Origin of the sequence: Mesobacillus sp. AQ2 (assembly GCF_030122805.1) — a bacterium.
Lineage (GTDB): Bacteria > Bacillota > Bacilli > Bacillales > Cytobacillaceae > Mesobacillus > Mesobacillus oceanisediminis_A.
This window is the reverse complement of the sequence record NZ_CP126080.1, coordinates 2,389,237-2,415,720: the sequence shown is the minus strand read 5'-3', so window position 1 is coordinate 2,415,720 and position 26,484 is coordinate 2,389,237. Positions and strand designations below refer to the sequence as shown.

At 43.3% G+C, this 26,484-nt stretch carries 24 protein-coding genes and 1 pseudogene; 9 read left to right on the top strand and 16 right to left on the bottom strand.

What is annotated here, in order from left to right:
- The first annotated feature begins 166 nt into the window (after nucleotides 1-166).
- On the top strand, nucleotides 167-2,104 hold the full coding sequence (locus QNH36_RS12085; protein ID WP_283903554.1) for an alkaline phosphatase family protein: 1,938 nt from the start codon (nucleotides 167-169) through the stop codon (nucleotides 2,102-2,104).
- Between the two features lie 11 nt (nucleotides 2,105-2,115).
- Here QNH36_RS12085 and QNH36_RS12080 read toward each other — a convergent pair whose 3' ends face one another.
- Nucleotides 2,116-2,604: a GNAT family N-acetyltransferase gene (locus tag QNH36_RS12080; protein ID WP_283903553.1), complete on the bottom strand. Its 489-nt coding sequence runs from the start codon at nucleotides 2,602-2,604 to the stop codon at nucleotides 2,116-2,118.
- A gap of 62 nt (nucleotides 2,605-2,666) precedes the next feature.
- Here QNH36_RS12080 and QNH36_RS12075 point away from each other — a divergent pair, with 62 nt between their 5' ends.
- Complete coding sequence (locus tag QNH36_RS12075; protein ID WP_251544985.1) at nucleotides 2,667-2,846, top strand: H-type small acid-soluble spore protein; 180 nt, start codon at nucleotides 2,667-2,669, stop codon at nucleotides 2,844-2,846.
- Nucleotides 2,847-2,894: 48 nt separating this feature from the next.
- On the opposite strand, the gene fdhD is transcribed toward QNH36_RS12075, so the two are convergent.
- The 5 genes from fdhD to QNH36_RS12050 all read right to left on the bottom strand — a co-directional run bounded on the left by fdhD (nucleotide 2,895) and on the right by QNH36_RS12050 (nucleotide 8,461).
- Complete coding sequence (gene fdhD, locus QNH36_RS12070) at nucleotides 2,895-3,689, bottom strand: formate dehydrogenase accessory sulfurtransferase FdhD (protein WP_283905408.1); 795 nt, start codon at nucleotides 3,687-3,689, stop codon at nucleotides 2,895-2,897.
- Between the two features lie 222 nt (nucleotides 3,690-3,911).
- Nucleotides 3,912-4,130, bottom strand: coding sequence for a heavy-metal-associated domain-containing protein (locus QNH36_RS12065; protein ID WP_251544987.1), 219 nt, complete (start codon nucleotides 4,128-4,130; stop codon nucleotides 3,912-3,914).
- Between the two features lie 12 nt (nucleotides 4,131-4,142).
- Nucleotides 4,143-4,640 (bottom strand): hypothetical protein, encoded by a 498-nt coding sequence (locus QNH36_RS12060; protein ID WP_283903552.1) that lies wholly within the window; start codon nucleotides 4,638-4,640, stop codon nucleotides 4,143-4,145.
- Nucleotides 4,615-7,596: a formate dehydrogenase subunit alpha gene (fdhF, locus tag QNH36_RS12055; RefSeq protein WP_283903551.1), complete on the bottom strand. Its 2,982-nt coding sequence runs from the start codon at nucleotides 7,594-7,596 to the stop codon at nucleotides 4,615-4,617. Before fdhF ends, QNH36_RS12060 begins: the two co-directional genes overlap by 26 nt.
- Nucleotides 7,589-8,461 carry a formate/nitrite transporter family protein gene (locus QNH36_RS12050; protein WP_144481438.1) on the bottom strand — a complete coding sequence of 291 codons (873 nt, stop codon included), beginning with the start codon at nucleotides 8,459-8,461 and terminating at the stop codon, nucleotides 7,589-7,591. Before QNH36_RS12050 ends, fdhF begins: the two co-directional genes overlap by 8 nt.
- A gap of 98 nt (nucleotides 8,462-8,559) precedes the next feature.
- On the opposite strand from QNH36_RS12050, the gene QNH36_RS12045 reads away from it, so the two are divergent.
- Complete coding sequence (locus QNH36_RS12045; protein WP_144481439.1) at nucleotides 8,560-8,778, top strand: hypothetical protein; 219 nt, start codon at nucleotides 8,560-8,562, stop codon at nucleotides 8,776-8,778.
- Between the two features lie 158 nt (nucleotides 8,779-8,936).
- Here QNH36_RS12045 and QNH36_RS12040 read toward each other — a convergent pair whose 3' ends face one another.
- On the bottom strand, nucleotides 8,937-9,653 hold the full coding sequence (locus QNH36_RS12040) for a DUF4230 domain-containing protein (protein ID WP_144481440.1): 717 nt from the start codon (nucleotides 9,651-9,653) through the stop codon (nucleotides 8,937-8,939).
- 211 nt (nucleotides 9,654-9,864) lie between these two features.
- Here QNH36_RS12040 and QNH36_RS12035 point away from each other — a divergent pair.
- Nucleotides 9,865-10,646, top strand: a pseudogene (locus QNH36_RS12035) (SDR family oxidoreductase).
- Nucleotides 10,647-10,714: 68 nt separating this feature from the next.
- Here QNH36_RS12035 and QNH36_RS12030 read toward each other — a convergent pair.
- Both QNH36_RS12030 and QNH36_RS12025 read right to left on the bottom strand, forming a co-directional pair.
- A complete protein-coding gene (locus QNH36_RS12030) occupies nucleotides 10,715-11,263 on the bottom strand; it encodes a GNAT family N-acetyltransferase (protein ID WP_283903550.1) in 549 nt (182 codons plus the stop codon).
- A gap of 269 nt (nucleotides 11,264-11,532) precedes the next feature.
- Nucleotides 11,533-12,966 carry a glycoside hydrolase family 1 protein gene (locus QNH36_RS12025; protein ID WP_144481443.1) on the bottom strand — a complete coding sequence of 478 codons (1,434 nt, stop codon included), beginning with the start codon at nucleotides 12,964-12,966 and terminating at the stop codon, nucleotides 11,533-11,535.
- A 672-nt stretch (nucleotides 12,967-13,638) separates the two neighbouring features.
- Here QNH36_RS12025 and QNH36_RS12020 point away from each other — a divergent pair.
- The gene (locus QNH36_RS12020) at nucleotides 13,639-13,857 is read left to right on the top strand and encodes a hypothetical protein (protein WP_144475575.1); all 219 of its coding nucleotides are present in this window, start codon (nucleotides 13,639-13,641) and stop codon (nucleotides 13,855-13,857) included.
- Nucleotides 13,858-13,896: 39 nt separating this feature from the next.
- On the opposite strand, the gene QNH36_RS12015 is transcribed toward QNH36_RS12020, so the two are convergent.
- The 7 genes from QNH36_RS12015 to QNH36_RS11985 form a co-directional block, all read right to left on the bottom strand.
- Nucleotides 13,897-15,075, bottom strand: coding sequence for an amidohydrolase (locus QNH36_RS12015; RefSeq protein ID WP_283905407.1), 1,179 nt, complete (start codon nucleotides 15,073-15,075; stop codon nucleotides 13,897-13,899).
- Nucleotides 15,075-16,304, bottom strand: coding sequence for a Zn-dependent hydrolase (locus QNH36_RS12010; RefSeq protein ID WP_283905357.1), 1,230 nt, complete (start codon nucleotides 16,302-16,304; stop codon nucleotides 15,075-15,077). The genes QNH36_RS12015 and QNH36_RS12010 overlap by 1 nt, the downstream gene beginning before the upstream one ends.
- Nucleotides 16,305-16,323: 19 nt before the next feature.
- Nucleotides 16,324-17,511 carry a hypothetical protein gene (locus QNH36_RS12005; protein WP_283905356.1) on the bottom strand — a complete coding sequence of 396 codons (1,188 nt, stop codon included), beginning with the start codon at nucleotides 17,509-17,511 and terminating at the stop codon, nucleotides 16,324-16,326.
- 212 nt (nucleotides 17,512-17,723) lie between these two features.
- A complete protein-coding gene (locus QNH36_RS12000) occupies nucleotides 17,724-17,939 on the bottom strand; it encodes a hypothetical protein (RefSeq protein ID WP_283905355.1) in 216 nt (71 codons plus the stop codon).
- A 94-nt stretch (nucleotides 17,940-18,033) separates the two neighbouring features.
- The gene (locus tag QNH36_RS11995) at nucleotides 18,034-18,408 is read right to left on the bottom strand and encodes a VOC family protein (RefSeq protein WP_283905354.1); all 375 of its coding nucleotides are present in this window, start codon (nucleotides 18,406-18,408) and stop codon (nucleotides 18,034-18,036) included.
- 24 nt (nucleotides 18,409-18,432) lie between these two features.
- Nucleotides 18,433-19,224 carry a DUF4240 domain-containing protein gene (locus QNH36_RS11990; RefSeq protein ID WP_283905406.1) on the bottom strand — a complete coding sequence of 264 codons (792 nt, stop codon included), beginning with the start codon at nucleotides 19,222-19,224 and terminating at the stop codon, nucleotides 18,433-18,435.
- Nucleotides 19,225-19,301: 77 nt separating this feature from the next.
- Nucleotides 19,302-19,850 (bottom strand): HD domain-containing protein, encoded by a 549-nt coding sequence (locus QNH36_RS11985; RefSeq protein ID WP_144475580.1) that lies wholly within the window; start codon nucleotides 19,848-19,850, stop codon nucleotides 19,302-19,304.
- 133 nt (nucleotides 19,851-19,983) lie between these two features.
- Between QNH36_RS11985 and QNH36_RS11980 the strand changes: the two genes are divergently transcribed.
- From QNH36_RS11980 to QNH36_RS11965, 4 genes are all read left to right on the top strand, one after another.
- Nucleotides 19,984-21,291 (top strand): alkaline phosphatase family protein, encoded by a 1,308-nt coding sequence (locus QNH36_RS11980; protein ID WP_283905353.1) that lies wholly within the window; start codon nucleotides 19,984-19,986, stop codon nucleotides 21,289-21,291.
- An 83-nt stretch (nucleotides 21,292-21,374) separates the two neighbouring features.
- Nucleotides 21,375-22,649, top strand: coding sequence for an MFS transporter (locus QNH36_RS11975; RefSeq protein WP_251541308.1), 1,275 nt, complete (start codon nucleotides 21,375-21,377; stop codon nucleotides 22,647-22,649).
- Between the two features lie 59 nt (nucleotides 22,650-22,708).
- Nucleotides 22,709-24,169 carry a M20 family peptidase gene (locus QNH36_RS11970; RefSeq protein WP_144475582.1) on the top strand — a complete coding sequence of 487 codons (1,461 nt, stop codon included), beginning with the start codon at nucleotides 22,709-22,711 and terminating at the stop codon, nucleotides 24,167-24,169.
- 316 nt (nucleotides 24,170-24,485) lie between these two features.
- The gene (locus QNH36_RS11965; protein ID WP_283905352.1) at nucleotides 24,486-26,108 is read left to right on the top strand and encodes a diguanylate cyclase domain-containing protein; all 1,623 of its coding nucleotides are present in this window, start codon (nucleotides 24,486-24,488) and stop codon (nucleotides 26,106-26,108) included.
- Nucleotides 26,109-26,484 lie beyond the last annotated feature (376 nt).

The following is a 26,484-nucleotide window of genomic DNA, read 5'->3' as shown; positions in this document are numbered from 1 at the left end:
GACTATTTAACAGAGCCTTTATATAAGGAATTTATATCAAATAAATATGGAGATTTTATCGAGAAGCAAAATTTCTCTTCGGAAAACTAAAGAATTAATTTTCTAAAAGTTTTACAAGCCTCGAAAAAAGGTAAATTCCTTCTATAAAATCAGCGAGGGAGAGTTTATGACAACAAGAATCTTTAAGTTCATCACCTTTATTATTTTTTTATCAGGTATTTGCGCTACAACGGCAAATGCAGAAAACAAGAGTCAGGTAGTCCTGATCTCATTTGATGGCATGCGAAATGACCTTACAAGGAATTATGTAAAGGACGGCAAACTGCCTAATATAGAACATGTGATCAAAAATGGAACTATGGCGAAATATTCCACCACCGTAAGGCCTTCTCTCACGGCACCTTCACATGCAGCAATCGCTACAGGAGCGACTCCTCTTAAAACATCCATCGTCAGCAATGTTTGGCAGCAGAAAGACTCAGCAATGACAAACCAAAAGGATGCTTTTATGAGTGAGCTTGAGGTGGATCCGTTGTGGGTATCAGCCAGAAAACAGGGGAAAACAACTGCCACTGTTGCTTTTGCCGGTGCCAATCCAGCCGTCGGGAAACAAGCAGACTTCACGATATATTATGGAGATACATGGTCCCCGAGCAAACAGGAGAAACTCCATTTCCAGGAGGCTTCGGGGTGGAGTAGGCCTCCTGAGAGTTACAGTCCATTAAAGGAAGCATCTTTTCACATTAAAGTCAAAGACGGTAAAAATCAAAAGGTTCATGTACTAGCCGTTGATTCAACCAATGACCAGGAAAAAAATTATGATTTATTCATGGTCACCGATCAAAAAACGGAAAGAAACAACCCGGTCATATCCAATGGCTGGGGATCAATGGAACTGGAGGTTCAAGAAAACAGCAATGCAGGATTTTGGTTCAAGATCACAGCTGAGGACCAAAGTCTCGACAATGGGGCTGTGATTTACCAATCAGCAGTAACATCCGGTTTGATAGATGGACCAAAAGGTTTTTCTGAACAAATCAGGGGAAAATTCGGTTTCTTTCCACCTCAGGAGGATGATCGTGCACTTGAAAAGGGCTGGATATCAAGGAAAGAATACGAACAAATATCGGAAAGATTTGCAAACTGGGTAACTGACGTGTCCCTTTTTATCAAAAACGAGTATGAGCCTGATTTACTGATGTTTTACGCGCCGCAAATTGACCATCAGGAGCATAAGTATCTGCTAACTGACCCAAGACAGCCTGGTTTTACAAAGAATGAATCAAAGAAGAACGCTGAATATATTCGGTGGGCGTATAAGACGGCTGATAAGACAGTAGGTAAAACAGTCAAAGCACTGGATGAAAATGATTACTTGTTCATCGTATCTGACCATGGAATGGAACCTGCACATTCAGCGATTGAGCCTAATAAAGTTTTGAAGGACAATAACCTTCTCGTACTTGACTCAGCTGGAAAGATTGATTACAAAAAATCGAAAGCAATTGCGATTCCAAGTGGATCTGCTGCTCATGTTTACATCAATTTGAAATCACGCGAAAAATATGGAATCGTGCCGCCTGAAAAATATGAAGAGATTCGTTCTGAAATCATCCAAGCCTTCAAGGGCGTTGAGGTGGACAGGAATGAGAATGGACCAGTCATCAAGTATCACCTTAAAGAAATATGGAATAGCACCATCAATCTGTCTTTCAATGGATTAAAGGAGAATACAGAGAGTTTGTATGGCTATCTGACAAATGCGAAAGAACATCCATACCAGGAAATAAAAAAAATACCTCAACAAGGAAATTTAAAAGAACGGAATGCAGGAGATGTTCTTTTAATGGCTGCTCCAGGTTATATTATGGGAAAGGGTGTATCTAATATTGTTAAAACGACACCTGAATTGGGAACCCATGGCGGGGATCCTGGCCGGGAGAAATTGAAAGCTGTCTTCATGGCCATGGGGCCAGACATTAGCAATGGCAAGCAAATTGGTTCCGTCTCAACCTTAGATATCGCTCCAACTATCTACAATTTACTTAGATTGGAAACACCTTCGTATGTTGAAGGGAAGAATATTGAGGAGCTTACCGAATAAAATAAGGCGAATCAAGACTCACTTGATTCGCCTTTTTCTATGTTTTTTTCCATGACCCACAACGGCTTGTCACGAAATTCTATTTGTTTTACCCTTATAAACCCTTGCTTTGTCCAAAATGATAAGCCAGGCTGGTTTGCTGCAAAACATCCTAATCGAACTTCAGTTATACCTCTTTTGTTCATCATTGCTTCGTATATTGCCAGAGCTTTTTCTGCCAGTGCTTGCCTGGTCCATGATTTATGTATAATCAGCAATCCTAGCCACGGCTTTCCGTCCCTTGGATTTTTCATGATAAAATCAATGATACCGATATATTCCCCTTTCTCTTCGATGAGAAAACGCTCTTTATCGAGGTCGTTTCCCTCTTCATGCTCCTTCAGTAAATCTTGTTCATCTAGTATTTGTTTCCCATCCGCCAGTAAATTATAGTCAGGATGCGAATTCATGATTTCCATCTCAACAGAGATTTTTTCCTGACTGCTTTTCACCAAGTTCATCACGTAATCTCCTATACATACATGTTTTTGTCTGTGGACAATTTAAGTATGAGGTGATAACGATGGATTTGCAACGGGTAAAAGAAATCCTCACTGCAGAAGATGAAATTTCTGTCCACTACCACGGAATGCCGATCTGGATTGAAAGCATCGATGCTACTTCAAGTATGGCGGTCATCTCGGCAAGAGGTTCCCATGAAGAACGACAGCTTGTTTCGATTGACGGTTTAGATGAGAGATGAAAAAGGCTCCCCATTTTTGGAGAGCTTTTTATCTTATATCTTTTAGGATCATTCAAGAAATACCCTTTCCTGGCCAGTGTACACATTAAGGGATTCATCTCGGATAAAACCGATTGTTGTAATGCCCAAATCCTCTGCAAGCTTTAAGGCAAGTTCTGTAGGAGCAGATTTCGATAAAACAATTTCGCAGCCAATCTTTGATGCCTTCAGGAGTATTTCCGCAGAAATTCTACCGCTGAAGGCAAGGACCTTATCCGAAAGTGGAATACTGTTTTTCAGGCAGTGACCATAAATTTTATCCAGAGCATTATGCCTGCCAATGTCCATCCTGGAAATCACTACTTTACCTGACTGGCAAAGTGCCGCGTTGTGGACCCCTCCCGTATTTTGAAATACTGGTGATGATTCCTGCATTTCCTTCATCAAAGAAAAACAGTCCCGCGATGAAATCTTTATCCTTACCTGTTCCATCTTTTTTGCAGTCAGGGCATCATTGATAAAAACAAACCCCTGCCTTCCTGCTCCACAACAGGAAGTAATGTATCTTTTCCCCTGGAAATTGAGGTAATATGGATTGACCTTTTTTGTTTTCACATGTGCTGTACCTAATTTTTCTTCTATCCATATATCTTCCAAATCATCATACTTACGGATTACGCCTTCCGAAGCCAAAAAGCCGATGACAAGGTCCTCAATAAAATCCGGCGAGCAAACAAGAGTGGCAAACTCTGCGCCATTGATTTTTATTGTAACAGGGTGTTCTGTTACGATACTGTCTTCAACTCGTTCGGCGAAACCTTTACCATATCGGATGATTTCCCGTTTCACTTCAATTGGTTCCAGCGTTCTGCCACCTCGTTTCGCCTGGATTTTCACTTGTCATATTCCCTGACAATTTCCTTCATGATCAATATGCCCAGTCTCCTAATGTCGGTGCCTTCCGATCTTCGCGGCAACTTTCGCAAACATGAAGCTTTACAGCTTGGAACAGGTCTTCTTGATGTTCTTCAAAGCCTTCTTTTCTTCCGCAAACTTCACATATTCTCATCTTCGTCACCTCATGTATTATAGTTGTTCACTAGTCAGGTCAAATCCGGCTTCACGTACCGCCTGCATAAAATCTTCCTGGGAAGACATTCTTTCATCGAACTTGATGGTAACGGTTTTATGCTGCGTGCTTGCTTCTGCCTGGGAAATCCCCCAAACCTCAAGCATTGCTCCAGTGAGTTTCTCAGCATCTTCGTCAGAATTTAAATTACTGATTTTGAACGTCTTTTCATGCACAGCGACTGCCCCCTACTCACGTTTTTCCCTGCTCCTCAGGAAGGCCTCTCCCATTCCCTCCATAAAATCAACCATCGTGGTCATCGCAGCCCGAATTGCCGGACTGCGCAGCCTGATTCTCATTTTCCAGATACTTTGTTTCTTGCCTTTTTCACCAGTTTGGGACATTCGCTTCAACCCAAGAGTGACACCATTCATGAGGGTCTCAAGCTGGGCCGGCTGCAATCCGCCAAGAAACTTGAACAAACCAAAGCCACTTTTGATGACATTATGCACAGCTGGCTGATTGACCTGTTGCATAGCGATGACTCCTACTTCATTACGCTGCTTCAATAATGAGCCTGCTGTCTCGAAGACCTTAACCTCGTGAAGTTCTTTCGCCATTTCAATCATTGACAGGACGGCTTCCTTATTGTCAGCAAGAGCCTGCATGATTTCTTCCAAAGCCTGGGCACGTTCTTCTGTTTCATTCGGGGCCTGCCTGCTAATTTGCCTGATCGCTTTCGCCATAATATCCCTCCTTCAAGTCATCTATTTCTGAAATCGGTATATAGTCAGCCCGCTTCCATTTTTCCTCCACCTTCACACTAATCTGAGGAATCCTGTTTCCATAACGATGATTATGATTCGGAAGCGGCGGTTCGCCAGAGGTTTCGAGCACTTCCATTTTAACTCCCATCTCCTTATAGGCAGGAGTATGGGTAATGATATCGTGATAGCTGCTTGTCAGCCTGTTCACAGCCTCATTATCCTCCGCTGTATTCATCGGCAGATACAATTCATGCCCTTTTACTCTGTCGGTCACAATCACCCGGACTTCAACATGGCCATACGGCGAAGTCAGCCCCACAAGTGCTCCATCCTCAAGATTTCGTTCAGCTGCAAGCTCAGGTGAAATCTCGAGCCATACATCAGGCACTTTATGCACCAGACCCTCGGTTTTATGTGTCATATTGCCTTCATGGAAATGCTCAAGTATGCGCCCATTATTGAGATGTAAATCAAAATCCGCGCCCGGATTGAATGGTACTGTCCAGTCGACAGGCACTAGCCTTGCCTTTCCATCAGGGAAGCCAAATTTATCGGTGTACAGCAGAGGTGTGTCGGTTCCATCCGGGTTAACCGGCCATACCAGCGACTCCCACTCCTCGAGCCGTTCATAGCTTACTCCAGCGAATATATTCACGAGCTTGGCCGCCTCGTCCATGATTTCGGAAGGATGCTGGTAGTTCCAATCAGCACCAAGTCGATTAGCGAGTTCCTGGAATATCAGCCAGTCAGGCTTTGCATCTCCCAGCGGCTCAAATACTTTGTAGAATCTCTGGATCCGCCTTTCAGTGTTCGTGAACGTCCCATCCTTTTCAAGACTTGGCGCAGCCGGTAAAATGACATCAGCAAACTGAGCCGTCTTGCTGAAAAATATATCCTGGACTACGAAGAAATCGAGTTTTTCAAAGGTGGAATGTACATAGTTGGAGTTCGCATCCACGATAGCCATGTCCTCGCCAAACAGATAGAGTGCTTTCATCTTCCCTTTATTGATGGCCTCAACCATATGGTGGTTGTCATAACCAGGGTTTTCAGGCAGGTCTACTCCCCAGGCAGCCTTATATTTAGCCCGGACAGCTTCATCGTTCACAGGCTCATAGCCAGGCATCCAAGGCGGCAATGTTCCAAAATCGCAAGCTCCCTGGACATTGTTATGTCCGCGCAATGGGTAAGCACCTGTTCCAGTCCGTCCATAGTTCCCTGTTACCAGCAGCAAATTCGAAATGGCGGTGCTTGTATCCGATGCACCCATATGCTGGGTAACACCCATCGCCCACAGGATACAGACAGATTTGGCTTCCTTGATCATTTTTGCAAGGCGAAGCAGCTGTTCCATGGTGATGCCTGTTTTTTCTGCCGCATATTCCAGGGTGAATTTATCAAGAGACGCCTTGAATTCTTCCAAGCCATTCACACGCTCAGCAAGGAAAGCTGTATCCTCCCAGCCCTGGTCAAAGAAGTATTTCGCAATGGCATTCAGCAAGATGATATCTGTTCCTGGATTAGGATGCAGGAATAAATCGGCTCGCTCTGCCAGTTCATTCTCCCTTAAATCCACGACGACGAGCTTCTGGCCATGGAGCTTATGGGCACGTTTGATCCTTGTCGCCAAAACAGGGTGTGATTCAGCCGGATTCGCGCCGACCACCATCACAAGCTCGGATGCCATGATATCCTCCATAGTTCCTGAATCCCCGCCAAGTCCTACGGTTCGCATCAATCCTGTCGTCGCTGGAGACTGACAGTATCTGGAGCAATTGTCGACATTATTAGTCCCCATAATTCCCCGGGCGAACTTTTGGAACAGGAAGTTTTCTTCATTTGAGCATTTTGAAGAGGCAATATAACCGATTGCATCCGGACCATGTTCCTCTTTGATTCCAGAAAGTTTTTCGGCAATCAGGGAAAGGGCTTCATCCCATGTCGCCTCAACAAATTCTTCGCCTTTTCTGATGAGCGGCTTTGTCAGACGCTCTTCACTGTTGACGAAATCCCAGCCGAATTTTCCTTTTACACAAGTGGAGATTCCGTTAACCGGTGCCTCTGTCTTTGTCTGGATTTTCAAAATTTCACGGTCCTTTGTCCAGACCTCGAAGCTGCAGCCCACTCCACAATAAGTACAGACCGTTTTGGTACGATTAATCCGCGCTTTTCTCATTGCTGCTTCAACCTCAGATACAGCAAAAATTTCACGATACCCCGGTTCCACCTCTTTTGTCATATCAATCATTGGAGCAAGAATATTTGGAGCGATTCCGGTCAGAAAACCGGCATTCCCGAGCATTGATTTTTCCATCAGGGCGTTACAAGGACATACATTCACACAATGCCCGCAGGATACGCAGGAAGATTGGTCAATCGGAACATCATTGTCCCAAATGACCCTTGGAACTTCCCGGCTCCAGTCGATCGTGAGCGTTTCATTCACCTGTAAATCCTGACAAGCTTCAACACAGCGGCCGCAAAGGATGCACTGGTCAGGCTCGTACCGGTAAAAAGGATGTGAATTATCCGGGGGATACGGTTTAGCTACAAATGGATACTTCTGATGGGCAAGCCCCATATCTTCAACAGTGTTATGGATCGTGCAGTTACCATTGTTGTTATCGCAAACGGTACAATACAGTTCATGATTTTTAAGGATCCTTGACATTGCCTCATACTGTGCTGTCTTTACCTGATCGGACATGGTATCGACTTTCATCCCTGGCTCAGCCTTCATCGTACATGACCGCGTCAATTGGCCATCCACCATCACGTAGCATGTATCACATGTCTGGATGGTTCCCAGGTCTGGATGGTAACAGACACCAGGAATAAAGACATCTTCAGCTCTTGCGACTTCTAAAATCTTCTGTCCCACTACGGCACTGTATTCCTTGCCATTAATCTGTATCGTAAATTTCGAATCACTCATTTCCCTGCCTCCTTAATCCTGCAGCTCTCATCAAACCATGCCGGTTAGTACCCGTCTGGTTTGGCCTTCGCTTCGGTTCTTTCCTGGATCCGGTTTCCATTGTTCCGCGATAAGCAATCCAGTAAAACACTGAGACAAACACAGCACCACCAATCGCATTGCCAATGAATACGGGAATAAAGTTAGCAATAAAATCATTCCAGCTGTAGTAGCCAGAGAAGATTGCCGCTGGAATGACGAACATATTGGCGACAACGTGCTGGAAACCAATCGCGACGAACGCCATAATCGGAAACCAGATCGCCAGGATTTTACCCCCGATATCCTCCGCGCCATATGCAAGCCAGACAGCCAGACCGACCAGCCAATTGCAGCCAATTGCCGATACGAGCGATGATAAGAAACCATGCTCCAGCTTACCGCCGGCGATTGCCACCGTTTTGTCAAGATAAGGGCCAGAGGTAGTCAATTCTGCAACCTGGCCGAAGAAGTAGGCGACAAACAAGGCACCAATTAAATTAAATAAAGTAATCCAAAACCAATTCTTCAACAGTAATCCCAGAGAGATCCTTCTGGACAAATAAGCCATCGAAACAGCCATCATATTCCCTGTCAGCAGTTCCCCGCCAGCAATAATGATCAAGATGAGTCCTACAGGAAAAACAGCCGCACCGATCAATGAGCTAAGCGACCCCCATTCCTCTGGAAGACTGGCGATGACACGGATATCAAGCAAATAGCCAAGGGAAATGAAAGCCCCGCCGAGAAAACCCAGTACAAGCACACTTGAAAAAGGAAGATTCGCTTTCTTCTGTCCATGTTCAGCTGTCAATTGTGCAATTTTGTAAGGTGGATGGTACGCCATGGATCATTCAGCTCCTTTAATTTCCCTAAATAATATTTACATTACTGGGAAAATTATTTAGCATCATGGCAATAATTTTAAAATAAGGGGTAAGATTCATGGATAAAAACCAATTGCTGCATCGCGTCCAGACTATGATCCAGTCATCAGCAAAAAAACCTAAATACATGACAATCTCAACCGTGAAAGTTGCGGATCTATTCGGAGTGAAACCAGAGGAAGTTCAAAAAGGGTTGGATGAGTTGGTGGAGGAAGGATATTTGAAACAGTCTAAACTCGACAGCCCGCCGTATCATGATATTTTTTTGTTACCTTAATCTTTAAGACAACAAAAAAACTCAGAGCATTGTATGACTCTGAGTTTTGTATATATTTTTATGAGTGTGTAAACTGGACCCTGTTAAGCATAATTTTTTTGAACGCGCTTTTTAATATTGAAAAATCTTTTCAAAGAATCGCAGTTTACATAAAAATATTACTGTCCTTTTATAACAGTTTTATATCCCAGGTGCCCAAAAAACTCCTTTAAAACGACTTGGGCATTTTCGTCAGCTTTTTGTAAGACTCCTGAACTCATTGCTTCCTGCTTAATTTGCTCCTGGGCAGCAGCAGCAAGATCAAAGCCTTCATCCCACTCTATTTTCCCACTCAAAAGTCCTTCATCTGAAAAGGTTCTGACCTGATCCATTTTAATGGAAGGTTCCTGGAGGAAAGTTGCTTTTGGCAGAACTATTTCTATTACCTTTCGCTCTTCGTCCACCTTCATGTCTTTTTGATCGATAGCCTCCAGATCAACTCCAGCAATTACAGTGGCTGGAACAATCAGCAGCATTTCACGTTTGGTCCCAGGAAGATTATAGCGGATTTTCTCTCCGAATATTTCATTATCTTCCTTTTCAATGACAGTCTTCACATGTGCTTCCGCAGTTGCCAATGCAGCCAGTCCGTGAACTTGTTCGATAAACACAGTTGATTCTACCTTTCCCGTATTCCCTTTGAAATACCAGAATGCTGAAGCGAAACCAGCTGCTAAAAAGAGCAAAAGAATCAGAAATTTGATAATCGGAATGTACTTTGGCAAACTCTTATGGCGAAGCGGCAGAGCAATCGATGATGCGCTTTCCGCCCTTCCCGCCCTCATTTCACCCAATAGTTCATCCATTTTCGAAATGATATGTTCCTGCTTGTCCATCTATCCAACCTCCTGGAAGAATACAATTTATGATTTCATTCGACAATTTCAAGTGTTGAAAAAACCTCCAGATTTGAGGAGGCTAACTAATCATACGTTTTTGTGCGGCAAAAGTATCATAGAATCCCATATTACTAGTTTACACTGTTTTATTTTCCAATAAAATGGGCAAAGTTAAAAATATCAAAATATATTGAAGGAGGAAGCAAATGTGGGGAAATTAGATGGGAAGGTCGCTTTTATAACGGGAGCAAGCTCCGGAATCGGCAGAGCAGCTGCACTAAAATTAGGATCCTCTGGCGCAAAAGTTGCTTTGATAGATATAAAAGAGGAAAATGCCAGAAACGTGAAGGACTTGATTGAAGATGCCGAAGGGACCGCAATGATCCTTGAGTGTAATATTTCAAAGCCTGCAGAGGTTGAGAATAGTTTTCATAAAGTTGCAGAAGCCTGGGGAAAAGTTGATATAGTCTTTGCAAACGCAGGAATCAATGGTGTCATCGCCCCTATTGAGGATCTGGCACCAGAGGATTGGGACGAAACAATCAACACAAATCTCAAGGGAACTTTTCTAACCGTAAAGTATGCCATCCCCCATATGAAAAAAATGGCGGCAGCATCATCATTACAAGCTCCATTAACGGGAACAGGATTTACAAAAATTTCGGGATGTCCGCCTACAGCACCTCAAAAATCGGCCAGACCGGCTTTGGCAAAATGGCAGCACTGGAGCTGGCTCAGTATAAAATCAGAGTCAACATCATCTGCCCGGGAGCTATCGAAACCAACATCGGCAAAAATACATTCCCGCAGCAAGATGATCTCGAGAAAATCAAGATTCCGGTCGAATATCCCGAAGGCAACCAGCCATTGGAAGAACATGCCGGAAAACCTGAACAAGTAGCCGATCTCGTATTCTTCCTTGCATCCGATCTGTCCTCCCACATTACCGGGACAGAAGTTTACATTGACGGTGCTGAGTCACTTCTATGACTATTTATTCTTGCATATGCTCAGGGTCAAGGAGGTCCTGGGCGTGTGTTTTATTAAATTGGATTATTTTATTCAATGGTATCCCACTCATCAGCTAAAACGCCATAAACGATGTGATCCACAAAATGATCGTATAACCATTCTGCCTGCCTGATCCTTCCTTCTTTCACAAATCCTAACCGTTCGGGAATACCCCTGCTCTTTTTATTTTCCTCAGCAGCCCGAATTTCAACCTTATTCAATTTAAGATGTTGAAAAGCATAGTCAGTCAACCCCTTGGCCACTCTGGTCATAATCCCTTTACCCTGGTATCCATGGCCGAGCCAATACCCAATGTATGCTGTTTTGTTTGACCAATTGATACTGTTAAATCCAGCTGTCCCCACTATTTCCCCTTCATATAAAATCACTGTCGTCAAGCTTCTGTTCTCCGCATAACCTAACATCGTTCCCTTGACGAACTCCCTTGTATCATCAACAGTAACTGTAAAATCTAGCCATGGCAGCCACTCTTTCATATATTCGCGACCACTTTCGGTTGATTCGAACAATCGTTCTGCGTCATTCACTTCTGCCTGCTTTAATGATAATTGGTCATCTATTTTGTATAAAAACATTAGTTTTCCTCCTGGATGGTTTCGGATAATTGAAATAAAGTTTATGAGATTCCCTAAGACCTCAAGTATGTGAAGAATTTGCCTTAGCCATAATTCGATGAAGATGACGATTATTGCTAATGAAAGAACTATAAAGTGATTTTCACTCGAATACCTTTCTTATAGTTGTTAAAAATGTATTATTCGACATAATCCCCTTATTTCCTTTTATTTCTAATAAATTTCTTCAACTTAAAAGAGCTACCGTTTTAGTAGTAGCCCTTGGTTTTTTATAGCTTTTCCCCGTTGGTCTCTATCACATCTTTATACCAGAAGAAAGACTTTTTCCTTTTCCGTTCCAGCGTACCGCTGCCATCATCGTGTTTGTCCACGTAGATGTACCCATATCGTTTAGAAAATTCACCAGTAGACATGCTGACCATGTCGATACAGCCCCAGCTTGTGTATCCCATTAAATCAACACCATCTTCAATCGCTTCACCCATCGCCTTGATGTGTTCCCGGAGATAGTCGATTCGATAATCATCGTTGATGCTTCCATCTTCTTCAAGCTGATCATAAGCTCCTAAACCATTTTCCACAACAAAAAGAGGGATTTGGTAACGGTCATACAGTTTGTTCAAGCTTATGCGAAGCCCAACCGGGTCGATTTCCCATCCCCAGTCACTTACCTCTAGGAACGGATTTCGCACACCGCCAATGATGTTTCCTTCTGAGGAATCCTCGTTCGCTTTCTCTTTCTTCTCGGTACGTGACATATAATAACTAAAGCCCACATAATCCACAGTGCCCTCTTTTAAAATTTCAAGATCACCATCTTCGATTTTGAGTTCAATATTGTGATCCTTGAAGTAGTGTTTAATGAAAGAAGGATACTCTCCCCGAACCTGCACATCTCCGCAAAAATAATTGAAAAGCTGTTCTTCCTGTAAAGCGTGCAGTACATTTTCCGGATTGCTGTCATAAGGGTAAACTGGTGCAAACAGAATCATGCATCCGATTTGCGAACCAGGAATAATTTCCCGGCAAGCTTTTACGGCAAGAGCACTTGCTACGAATTGGTGATGATACGCCTGGAAAGTCGGCTGGTATCGATCTTCTTCTTTTTCAATCGAAAAGCCTAAACCATTAATCGGCATAACTAGAGCACTGTTGATTTCATTAAAGGTCATCCAGTACTTAACTTTGTCCTTGTAGCGGTTTAGGATTGTTCGGGCATATTTTTCAAAAAAAGTAACCACTTCCCGGCTGCGCCAGCCTCCATATTCTTTTACCAGATAGAGCGGCATTTCATAGTGGGATATCGTAACGACCGGTTCAATCCCATACTTATGTAATTCATCCAGCACCCGATCATAAAACGCAAGCCCCTCCTCATTGGGCTCCTGCTCATCGCCATTTGGAAATATCCTCGTCCAGGCGATTGACATCCTGAACGCCTTGAATCCCATTTCCGCAAACAAAGCAATATCTTCTTTATAGCGGTGGTAAAAGTCAATTGCCTCATGATTAGGGTAGTACTCGCCCGACTTGATTTCAAAGTCAAAACCTGGCTTTGTTAAAATATCGTATCTTGCTTTTCCGCCTGGCAGAACATCAGCCACATTCAGGCCCTTATTTCCTTCATGATAGCCCCCTTCAATCTGGTTTGCAGCCGTTGCACCACCCCATAAAAAACCTTCAGGAAATTTGTATGTATTCATGTAGGTAACCTCCGTATTTAAGTTTATTTTTTTATGCTGATTTTTATTTTGACAGGTTTTTAGTTGGTGGTCCTCAACCTGTCAAGATTACGTCATTATTTTGACAGCTTTTCAGTTGTGGGCCCTTAACCTGTCAAGAATACACCTTTATTTTGACAAGTTTTCACTTGTTGGCCCTCAACATGTCAAGATTACACCTTTATTTTGACAGCTTTTCAGTTGTGGGCCCTCAACATGTCAAGAATACGCCTTTATTTTGACAGCTTTCCACTTGTTGGCCCTTAACTTGTCAAGAATACGCCTTTATTTTGACAGCTTTTCAGTTGTGGGCCCTTAACCTGTCAAGAATAGGCATTTATTTTGACAGCTTTTCAGATGTAGGCCCTCAACATGTCAAGAATACACCTTTATTTTGACAGCTTTTCAGTTGTGGGCCCTCAACATGTCAAGATTACACTTTTATTTTGACAGCTTTTCCCTTCTAACCTCAAAACCTGTCCAAACTTCCGCCTACTTTAGACAGTCCGAACTCCTACCTCAAACTAAATTCTTCCCTGCTGCACAACAATTCAATCCTACTAAAATTCCTCCTACCAATCAGTTCTAAACCTAGCATCCCGCCAATATGTTAGTGATAGGAAAACTAATACTATGGAAAATAGGTGATTTGCTATGTTTGTTGTCCATTTTTTCGAAAACAGAAATGAGCTTTTGAATCAGCTCCGCCAGCAGGTTCCTTCTGTTGGGGAGGATCTGAGGATCAAGGGGCGCAAAGGAAAGGTTACAAGCGTTCTGGCTGTTAATGAGAAAACCTACCATGTGCACCTGGCACTTGAATCCAAGCAGAAACCAACCGTGGCTGCGGATCCTGGCAAAAAGAAAAAGAGGTAACTAGCAAAAGTGGAGAGCCCATAGGGTTCTCCACTTTTATTAGTTTTTATTCAAATAAGCCCATGCATACTGAACGTAGAGTTCTGCGCCGGTACTCAAAGCATCTTCATCGATGTTGAATTTGCCATGATGGTGGGCCCACTCTGTATCTTTTTCGGGATTGCCGCTGCCTACAAGGGCAAAGCTGCCTGGCACCTCGTCAAGATAAAAGCTGAAATCTTCGCCGCCCATGGTTGGTTTTTCATGAAAAATGACGTCATCACCGAATGCTTCTGCAGCCACCTGCTGTACTAGCAGCGCGCTACTCTCGTCATTGATGACCGCCTGCGTACCTCGAGTATATTCTACATGTGCGTCAGCGCCATATACCGCTGCGACGTTTTCTGCGTAATGGCTGAGCTGCGCCTCAATGTGGTCACGTATAGCCGGGTCAAAGCAGCGTACAGTTCCCTCAATCACGGCATTCTCGGCGATGACATTAAAACGGGTGCCGACGACCATTTTTCCGACAGTCAACACAGCTCCCTGCTGGGGATCAATCGTTCTGGACACCACTGATTGCACATTCATCACAAACGATGAGGCGACGATGGCAGTATCAATGCAAGCTTGCGGCATCGCTCCGTGTCCGCCTTTTCCCTTAAATGTAACTTTGAACAAATCCGCCGAAGCGAAGGATGGACCTGGTGTGCAGCTGACCTTATGGGTCGGCATTTGCGACCATATATGGATGCCGAAGACGTTGTCGACACCTTCCACTGCTCCTTGTTCAACGAGAGCCTTAGCACCCTGGGCGACTTCTTCCGCCGGCTGGAATAATAAGCGGACATTGCCAGGAAGGTCTTCCTTGATCTCATTCAGTGCTTTTGCTGCAATCATCAACATTGCCGTATGGGCATCATGGCCGCATGCGTGCATTTTCCCTTCTTCACATGAAGCGTAGGACAAGTCCTTATTCAATTCTTCGACTGAAAGGGCATCCATATCCCCTCTCAAGGCGACTGTTTTTCCAGGCTTCCTGCCCTTGATTTCAGCAATCACACCTGTAGGTTCTGTCCTGCGATAGGAAATGTCCAGTTCATCAAGATAGGCGCAGACAAAATCAGTTGTTTTGTATTCTTCCCAGGAAAGCTCCGGCTCGTTGTGCAGCTTCCTGCGCAAATCGGTTAGTTCTTCTTTATATTCATGAAAAGCTTCCTTTAATTTTTGATTAATCATCATTCCGCCTCCGTTAAAGTCTTTGCTGTTTCGTAAAAAATCTTTACGGCCGTTGCGATGTCTTCTGAATCAGACCACTCTTCCGGACAGTGGCTGAGCCCATTCCTGCTTGGAATAAACAGCATTCCAACATCCGTAAAATCGGATAGCACCATTGCATCGTGGCCGGCGCCGCTGTTGATCGAACAATACTGAATACCTAGCTCACTGCTTTTCTCTTTTAAAAGAGAGCGGACTTCCGCATGTAATTCTTTCGGCTGGATATACAAAAGCTGCTCCACCGAGGTTTCGATTCCATTTCCAGTAAAGGAAGCAATAAGATTATTTGTTTTTTCGATCACGTTCAGGACATTCTCTTCCTTTCCAGAACGAATGTCCACAGAAAATACAACTTGATCCGGGATGACATTGGCACCGTTCGGATAGACATTCAAACGGCCAACCGTGATGACTGTGCCTTCTCCTTCTTCATTTGAGAGCCCTGGCAGCTGGCTGATTATTTTGCTCGCCGTTACCAGTGCATCAGCCCGGCGATCCATCGGCGTTGTTCCTGCATGGCCTGCCTGCCCTTTTACGGTTACCTCCAATTGTGTCAGGCCGACGATGGCCTCCACTACGCCAATAGGAATCTCTTTTTCTTCTAAAATAGGTCCTTGTTCGATATGTAATTCCAGAAAGGCTTTCATTGTTTTTGGGTCCCGTTTCTTTGGCAGCGATGGATCTAGTCCAATATCGGTCATGGCTTCAACAGTTGAAATTCCATTCTTGTCCTTTAACAACTTAAATTCTTCTTCATCAAGAAGACCAACCATACCACGGGACCCCATCAGGCCTCCGCCAAACCTCGAACCTTCTTCTTCCACCAATGCTACGACTTCCAAAGGATACTTGGGTTTCAAGCCATTTTTAGCAAAAAGAGCTGCTACTTCCAGCGCTGCCACGACTCCGGCGGGTCCGTCATAGGAACCGCCGTGAGGCACAGAGTCAAAATGGGAACCAATCATCACACTAGGTGCGTCGGCAATCAGTCCTTCCAGTTTCCCGAATATATTGCCGAATCCATCCTCACGCACCTGAAGACCATACTCTTTCATCTTCTCCTTTAAATAGTTGCGGGATTTCAAATCCTCCTGACTGTATGTCAGTCTTGTCGTTCCTCTGCCAGGGGTTGCAGTGTACTGACTGATTTGTTCAATATGCTCTTCAATCCGTTCCTTTAATTCACGCAATCTAATTACCTCCTATTTCTTACAAGAATCCGACGAAGATGCCCGCAAGCACAACCGATACGATTGTGACGGTCACGAATCCGCCAACAAGCATTGGTGGCAGCATGTGACTCGTGAGTGCTTCTCTTTCTTTTTCATCTTCTGTCAGTGATTTGATGACTTCATTCGTGATGATGTAATCAGCCGGGAATCCATATAGTGCAGTAAGGGATACGGCAAAAGCCATCTCTTTACTTACTTTTAAGATCTTGCCGGCAACAAATGAGAAGATATACATTCCGGCGACCCCAAGGACGATAGCACCGATCAGCGGGACCAGAATTTCAAGCAGCATTCCTGGTGTTGCCTGCTTCAGTCCATCGAAAATGAATAACATCAAAACAAGGATAGCGATCCCAAAGCCGTTTGCCTTTTGCAGAACCTGCTTTTCTAAGAATCCAACACTTGTTGCGATTACACCAAATAACAGTGCCAGTACAAACGGGCTGACTGAGACGACCGGAGCCAAAAGTGTGGATGTTAAGTAAGCCAAATATGCGACCAGTGAAAGCCTGAAAAACTTAAAAAATTCGGTGTTGTATTTTTCTGGCAATCTTCTAAAAAGCTTCAGCTCCGTTGGAGGTGCCACTTCAGCAGTTGCGGCCACTTCAGTGGATGCAAGGCCTCCCTCACGATATTGCTTCAAAAGTCGCTTGCCTTCTTTTTTCAACACTAGTGAAGTCAATGGATAACCAGCGAATCCTTGCATGACATAAATGACGATGGCGAATACAGATAATGACGCAAGTCCTGCTTCTTTTGCTCCTTCAGACATGATCAAAGCAGAAACCACTCCGCCAACTAAAGGTGGTACGGCCACAACCATCGTCTGGAATCCGAAGATCAGCGTACCCACACTCAAGAGTACGGCGACGATCCCCAAAATTCCTGACAGGGCGATCACAATCGTTTTCCACTGATTCTTCAACTCGCGGATCGAAAGCAAGGTGCCCATATTCGTGATTAACAAATACATCATCATCACCGCTACTGCGGAAGGCACTCCAGCCAGGGCGACAATCTCTTTCGGAAAAAACGTCCAGTATCCAATCAGAAACAAGACGGCCGATACGAACATGGACGGAATCCATGCCCTTGTCCTGACAGCAACCAAATCGCCGACTAATAAGATGAATACTACAATAACCAAAGCTAATAATTGAGACATGATCATTTCCCTCCAATTTCTTTTTCACTTCAACGCTTCGTCTTACGAAAGAAAAAACTATTAGGACGATAATAATATAGATATAATATTCAGTCAATCATAATTTTGGGAATTTTCAAAAGAAAGCGTTTTCTACTGCATATTCCTACGTGCATATGACCCCAAAAAAGACGAACTACTTTTTCAGTAGTCCGCCTTTTAATTCTATACATTTAATCTGGGTTTTTAGTTTTAATGGAAACAGACAATGGCTTTTTATCCAAACAATATTCCAGAAGCACGATTTTACCTTCAAGTTCCAGATGTTTGGCCAGGGCGATCAGTTCTTCCCCTTCTTCCGTTGAGGAGATGGACGAAATTCTTAAGTTGCCATCACTATTCTTGATTTGGTCCAATAGATCATCTTTTGACAGTTTCAGTTTCGTCATTTTTCTCACCCCTTAAATGGATTAACTATCTATACCCATAAGTTTAAGAGGTGAATCAAGGTAAATAATAGTAATAGAGGAAATTCATTTCCTCTTAACAATTACAGATCATCAGGACGTTGCCATCCGGGTCTTTGAAGTTGAAATAGGCGAAATCCCCTATACGCTCAATTTCTTTTATAACAGGAATCCCTTTTGAAATAACAAATTCATAAGCTTCATCCACGTCATCCACCAGCAAGTTAAACAAAACATGTTCTGAAGGCTTTAATCGAAAACCAGGGTCAAAAGTATGGTCATCCAGGGTTAATCCTGTTTCAGAATCAACAGGAATGTTATGTACGGGTGATTCCACTTTATCAGGGTCAAATGGGATTCCCAGCAGATCGTAGTACCACTCGGAGGCTTCCTTCAGATTGCTTACATGGACGAATACATTGTTTACCTTATTGAAAATTAGTGAATTCATTGGTTTTCTCTCCTCTAATATAATTTAATATTCCAATGGACTTTCCCCATACCTCGCCCATAATGCAGGAAACTTCTTTTTCAATCCTTCTTCATCATCTTCATCCCAGTCAAATTCAATGTCCGGCATGGGGTTTTGATCTTCGGTTATTTTTTCATATAATTCATAGTAATCGTCATAGTCTAAGCCCGTTTTTTCTTCATAAGCTATACTTGCAACACTCAGCAAGTCCTCCAGTTGGGGAACATATTCATCATCTTCAAGCACTTTTAAATGTGGAATGATTTTTTCCGGATCATGGATGACAGTTTCGTATGTATCCTTCCCCTGGTAGAGCAGCCAGGCCCTAAAATAGTCAAAAGAATCATCCGAAGCTCCTCCCATGATAATATAGGCTGCAGCCCACAGGGCGGAGGTATAGGACTTCATGTAATTCTGATTGAAATAGTAATCGAACATCACAATTTCTTTGACAGGCTTCTTCGATAAATGGTTGATAAGCCACTCTATCTGCTCATCAGCGTCTTCTCCTTTTTGTTTAGCGATCTTTATTATTTCCCAGAATAAGTGGTCTGTCATCGTGCTTTCCTTCATCAATTGATCAGAAGGATTTGCCGGTACATAGCCCTTTTTCATTTTCGATCGGACCAGCCTGTCTGCATTTTTCTGGCAGGCTTCTTCCGTTTCGAATGTCTTTACTTTTACCGCTCCAACAGTACCGATCTTTCCGTAAGTCACCGTATGACTTTTTCCAGCCACTTTGATTTTCCAAAATTTATTCGAGAATCCTTCTTTTAAAATTAGGATTGTTTCCATCATTATTACTCCTCTATCTTTAGTTGGAATTGTTCCATCAAGGATTTTTGGGACAAGCCTCTGCTATTGCCGAAAAATCAGCCTTCTTCATTATCAAATAACAAGTAAACTTCGTTTCGCAATTCTTCAAGTAAAGGGAATTCTGTGACAAATCCCAGACTATTTATCACATTCCTGTAATACCATTCCTGATGCTGCTTGCCTCGTCGGAACCTGTTCCACACTTGTTCTCCGGAGATTTCGGCATCAAGCCGGATTGATCGGAGATTGTGAAGCTTGTCTGCACAAGCGACCACCCTGACCTCCTCAGGAGCATTTTTTAAATAATCGATCGTGTGTTGTTTTCGTTCTTCCCAGGACAGGGATTTGTCTGGTTCTGAACAGCCTTCTACCAGCTGGGCTATTTCCTTTCCGAATTCTCTTTCAATATCCTCCAATGTCAATTCGGTATCTTCCACTGTATCATGCAGAATGCCAGCTGCAACCATTTCCTTCCTATAACCTGCTTCTTGCAGAATCATGCCAACCGCAACAGGATGTGCAATATAAGGGATTTTTGTGTTTTTTCGGTATTGGCCTTCGTGAGCAATAGATGCAATCTGCAAAGCTTTATCGACCAGGTCCATTTTGTTTTCCTCCAAAATTTCAGATACTTATTACTTCTTTGTTGACAAGTAAATTCCTTCTAACACAGAAAAGCTGATTTTTTTCCAGATTCTTCTGCTATATTTAAAATATAAACATCATTTGGAGGCTGCCATGACCAAACTGACAGACCATTTAATCGTCATCTCATTCGATTGTCTTTCTGAGCATGATGTACCATTGCTCAGGGAACTGCCTAATTTCAAAGCATTCATTGAAAAAAGTTCATATTGCACAAAAGTTGAGACAATATATCCTTCTGTGACCTATCCATGCCATGCGACGATTGTGACGGGGAATTTCCCTAAACGCCATGGAATCGTGAACAATACATTCATACAGCCGGGAAGGATTTCTCCGGACTGGTACTGGCATCGTCACCACATAAGAGGGACAACCCTCTATGATGAGGCAAAAAAGGCCGGCATGAAAACAGCTGCCTTGCTCTGGCCTGTGACGGCAAAAGCCGACATAGACTACAATATGCCTGAAATTTTTTCAAACAGGCCGTGGCACCACCAGATTCCGGTTTCCCTGTTCAACGGAAGTCCGCGATACCAGTTGGAGATGAATTCTAAATTCGGCCACATCCGAAAGGGGCTTAGCCAGCCAGAACTTGATGACTTCGTACTAGCAACAACTGTTGAAACAATAAAAACGAAGAAGCCCGATTTGATACTGATACACTTTGTCGACCTGGATTCCCAGCGGCATATGCACGGTTTTTCATCGAATGAAGCTAAGGAAGCTCTTCATCGACATGATCTAAGATTGGGTAAAATCCTTGAGGCAACCAAGGAGGCCGGTATTTTTGAAAACACCACCTTTGTCCTCCTGGGAGATCACAGTGCTCTTGACGAGTCTAAAGTCGTGAAATTGAACGTATTATTTAAAGAACGGGGATTAATCAAGGTGAATGGTGCTGGCAAAGTGACAGATTGGAAAGCTTACTGTAAGAGCTGTGACGGATCGGCGTACGTTTATGTAAATGATGAGAACAATATTCAAACAAAAAACACAGTTGCAGAGCTTTTAGCTCAGCTGCTTCAAGATCAATCGAATGGAATCGAAAAAATTATTACAGGCCAGGAAGCGAACATGTTAGGCGCAGATGGAACTGCCTTCAGGATGCTTGAAGCTGCCAGAGGTTTCTATTTTAGTGAGGACATCGACGGTGATTACATTGAAGAAGTCAGCGAACAGGATGCTAAAAGCAAAAAATACACACTTGCCTGTCATGGTTACTCCCCTTATAAAGACGGGTATCACACTGTTTTCTTTGCAGCAGGCAAAGGGATTCTCCCCGGAATTTCTGTTCGTTCTATGCATCTCGTAGACGAAGGCCCTACTTTCGCCCGCTTGCTGGGATTGGACCTTGGTGATACAGACGGCCGCGTAATCGAGGGGATTTTGGATATTTAAAGATTGGAAATGAAGGTTATTCCAATTTCAGAAGCGAATTGTAATGTATCTGCAATTTAAAAATATAAATTATTGGGGGCAAAATGATGAAAGGTTTCACAAAGGAAGAGAGCAGCTGGATTCGCTATGACTGGGCCAGCTCAGCTTATTCGATAATCATTTCGACAGCTGTTTTTCCGCTCTTTTACAAGGCTTCTGCTACCGAAGCTGGTGTGAGCCTGTCGAATTCGACGGCTTATCTTGGGTATACAATTGCCATCGCCACCTTCATTCTCGCCTTGATAGGACCGATTCTCGGGACGATCGCAGATTACAAAGGGATGAAGAAACGATTCTTCCGGATATTCTTCACTCTGGGAATTGTATTTACAGCTGGATTGGCTTTTGTGCCAAGCGGAAATTGGCTGATGCTGCTGGTGATTTACACCTTGGCAGTACTGGGATCGACAGGATCAAATGTATTTTATGACGCATTTATCGTAGATGTTACCACCGATGAACGGATGGATAGGGTGTCAGCGCGCGGGTATGGGATGGGATATATCGGTAGTACGATCCCCTTCATCATCAGTATCGCTATCATTATTTTGGCACAGACCAAGGTGTTGCCGATTTCCATGACACTGGCAAGCCAGATTGCTTTCATCATCACTGCGCTTTGGTGGGGACTTTTCTCGATACCCATGTTTAAAAATGTCCACCAAAAGCATTATATTGAGCGTGAACCACAATTGGTTCTGCAAAGCTTTAGACGCTTAGGGAAAACATTCAAGGAAATTCGCAAATACAGGGCATTATTTCTTTTCTTATTAGCATATTTCTTTTACATTGATGGTGTAGGAACCATTATCACGATGTCTACAGCCTATGGAACCGATCTAGGCATCAGTTCTACTAACCTATTAATCATTCTTTTCGCAACGCAGGTTGTCGCCTGGCCTTTCGCGATTTTGTTTGGAAAATTGTCCGAACGTTTTACCGGCAAGAAAATGCTTTATGTAGGTATCATTGTTTATATCTTTGTCTGTATTTATGCCTACTTCCTGGAAACAACGACTGATTTCTGGATTCTGGCGATGCTGGTTGCGACCTCACAGGGTGGCATCCAGGCACTGAGCCGGTCCTATTTTGCCAAATTGGTCCCGAAAGCAAATGCAAATGAATTCTTCGGTTTCTATAATATCTTTGGAAAATTCGCTTCGATCATGGGGCCGCTTATGGTCGGTCTGACAGCACAGCTTACAGGAAATTCGAGCATGGGCGTTTTCAGCCTTGTCATCCTCTTTGTCATTGGGATGATCATTCTTGCGTTCGTACCAGAACCGGAAAAACAATCTCATGCACCTGAAATTGCCTAACGAACTGCCTCTGGGAAACCGGAGGCTTTTTTGAAAATTTGGAGGTGTTCAAGTTATCTATGAAAAAGCTGAAGTTAACCTTGACGATATTTGGCGTCCTGCTCCTATTATTCGGGGCCATCACCATGTCCACTGCCCTCACCTTGAAATCTCGTCAGCCAGCACCTGATTCATTCTCTGGTTCCCTGAATGAAGACAGCGCGATTGAAACACTGTCAGAGGCTATTCAATTCCAGACCATCTCTTATCAGGATCGAAGCAAGATGAATATGCGTGAGTTTGACGCTTTTCTTTCTTTTTTGGATAAGAGCTTCCCCAAAGTCTATCAAAATCTTGAATTGGAAAAAGTGAATGACTACGCACTTATTTTTATATGGAAGGGTTCTAACCCAGCAAAGTCCCCTGTCGGTTTGACTAGCCATTATGATGTTGTTCCCGTTCTTAAAGGTACTGAGGAAAACTGGGAGCATCCCCCTTTCAGCGGCACCAAAGCCGACGGTAAGATATGGGGTCGCGGTACACTTGATGACAAAATCGGTGTCATTGGCATTCTCCAAGCTGCCGAGCATTTGCTGTCGGAAGGATACCAGCCTGAGCGAGACATCTATTTTATGTTTGGATTCGATGAGGAAATTGGCGGAGATGAAGGTGCCAGCAAGATTGTCAGCATTTTGAATGAAAGAGGAATCAACTTTGACTTTGTTCTGGATGAAGGCGGAGCCATCGTCGAAAACATGGTCCCGGGTGTAGATAAACCAGTGGGTGTTGTTGGTATCTCCGAGAAAGGCTCAGCAACAGCAGAACTTACAATTGAAGGCAGTGGCGGCCATTCTTCCCAGCCGAAAAACAGTACTAATATAGGCAGGATTGCAAGAGCTATTTCTAAGCTGGAAGACACTCAATTCCCTGCGGACTTACAGGGTCCTGGCGAGGACTTATTTGAATTCGTCGCTCCAGAAATGGGCTTTGGAATGAAATACGTATTTGCAAATAAGCTCATTTTTGAGCCTGTGATCGAAAGAATCCTTCTGCAGCAGCCGGCATCGGCAGCCTTGATCCGCACAACGATTGCGCCAACGATTTTTCAGGCTGGAGAACAATATAATGCCCTTCCTGAAAAAGCTTCAGCCGTAATTAATCTCCGTCTTATGCCAGGAGATTCACTGGGCGAAGTTAGAGAATATATTGAAAAGACGATAGATGATGACCAGATAAAAGTGACGATTCAAGGTTCTGAAGCTTCGGGTGTTTCCTCTGTTGACAGCTGGCACTTCAAGGCCATCCAGCAAGGCGCCCGCAACGTTTACCAAGACGCAGTCATTGCACCTTATCTGATGTTTGCCGGTTCTGATGCAAAACATTATGACAGTATTTCCGAAAACACCTACAGATTCCTTCCCGTCCAATTGACATCTGAAGATTTGAACCGGATGCATGGTACGAATGAGCATATCAGTATTGAAAACTATCTGAATGCCATCCGTTTCTATATGGAAATTATTCGTGAGAGCGATCAATAGTAAGGAAGGTGTATCTGTGAAATATTATATCTTTTCGCTTCTTGTATTCTTTCTGCTTTGGCTGATTGCATCAAGCCTTTATTCCGAACCAATCTGGTGGTCCATTTTTTCCTCAGATCGTTCGACCCATACTCCCTTACTTGAACAAATTTCAATCATTAAGTTTACTTTTGCTGCTTTGGTTTTTGCTGGAATTGGTGCAATTCTATCGAAATGGCGATCAAAATAGAAATTTTTTCTACTAAAGAATTTGCAAAGCATGTCGAAATAACCAAGTAGAGACTTTAGTTTTTTTGCGCGAAAGGGATCAATTTAAATGAAAATCAACCTTCGAGCCTATATGGCTCTATTTTTTGGTGTGATCATCATTGCACTTACCATGTTGTTGAGTATTACGATCAGCAAGCATTCAGGTGAAACGATTAAAAGAGAGATTGGGAACAGCCTTTCTACTACTGCCTATCTTATGGCTGATAAGCTAGATTCGTTCATGTGGTCACGAATCGGAGAGGTCGAAGTACTGAGCAAGATTGATGATATCAAATCCCAGGAGGACATCCAATCGGCCCAGGCATTATTGGACCAATTAAAATCAAGCATTCATGTATTTTCGTGGATTGGATTGACTGACTCATCCGGGAGAGTGGTTGCAGCGTCAGACAAAATCCTCGTTGGCACTGATATTTCTAATCGGCCTGTTTACCAGGAAGGAAAAAAAGGAACATTTATCGGCGATGTCCATAATGCTGTCCTCCTTGCTAACCTGCTGCCCAATCCAAATGGAGAACCAATGCAATTCGTCGATATCAGCAAGCCTTTGACCGATAAAAATGGGAATTTCAGCGGTGTGTTGGCTGCACATTTAAGCTGGGAATGGTCGAAACAAGTAAAGGCAGCGATTATCAAACCTTTAAAGGATGAATTAAGCGAAGCGGAAGTTTTTGTTGTGAGCGGTTTGGACGGCACGGTACTGTTAGGGCCAGAAGGAATGACAGGAACCCTGCTAGATGTAGAAAGTGTTCAAAAAGCGACCAAGGGTGAGAACAACTGGCTAGTAGAAGAATGGCCTGATGGTAAAGAGTATCTGACGGGGTTTGCAGTCGGAGACGGCCATTATGATTATGCAGGTCTTGGCTGGAAAGTCATTGTCCGTATCCCCACAGATCATGCATTTTCCCCTGTTGAACACTTGAAATCATACATTATCAAACTTGGTACCATAACGGCTGTTATCTTTGCGTTCATAGGCTGGCTTCTTGCCGGTTTCATTTCGAATCCTTTAAGAAAAATTTCAAGAGCTGCCCATAAGCTTAGAACAGGGAATGAAGCGGTAATCCCTTATATAAAAGGAATCAAAGACCTTGAACTCCTATCCGGTTCCCTTAGAGATCTCGTTGACTCATTAATCCGGACAGAGTCCAATTTAGGAAAGATGGAAACCCTTGCCCACCAGGATCTCTTAACAGGTTTAGGCAATCGTGTCGCATTAGACCAGTTTATGAATAAAGTTAAAATGGCAGATCAGTCACTGTCGTTTTTATATCTGGATCTGGACGGTTTTAAATTAATCAATGATACTCACGGACATCATACCGGTGATTTGCTCCTTAAAGAAGTAGCAAGCAGACTGAAAGATAGCACGCGTAAAGACGATCAGATATTCAGGCTCGGCGGCGATGAGTTCCTTGTCGTGCTTGAAACACCGTCAGAATCAGTGGAATTTTCACTTGCTAATATTGCAACCAAACTAATCAATAGCATAAACGCCCCCTATCATCTTGAGAATGCTGAGCTTATGGTTGGATGCAGCATCGGTGGAGCAGTTTGGCCAGAGCATGATATTGATCCGTTTACTGTCATCAGTTATGCGGATGAAGCACTCTATGCTTCCAAAAAGGCAGGCAAAAATAAGTTCACCTTCCATCAGAATACAGAATAAACCAAATGCCAGGAGCGTAACCTCCTGGCATTTCTTTTGATGGAAATACCACCACATTCTTTTAAAAATGGAATGATGATGACTGAACGATTCATTTTTCATAGCGTATCCATTTTGTTTTTTTACCAGTTAGAGAAAATGTTGAAAAAAAGATTAAAATTTTTGTCCATGCTTAGCTAAATAATCCTCCAACCATTTGTAGTCGATAGGTTCATTAATGATATCATATTGATCCATTCCGAAAAGGGCTACATCCCTTTCAATTAAATTAGGAATGGTAATTCGATGGTCACTATATTCTAATTGGCATCAAGGATTTCGGCCAGATTCTTTTCCCTATAATCATCCCATCTGTTAATACCATAAATAAGTAAAA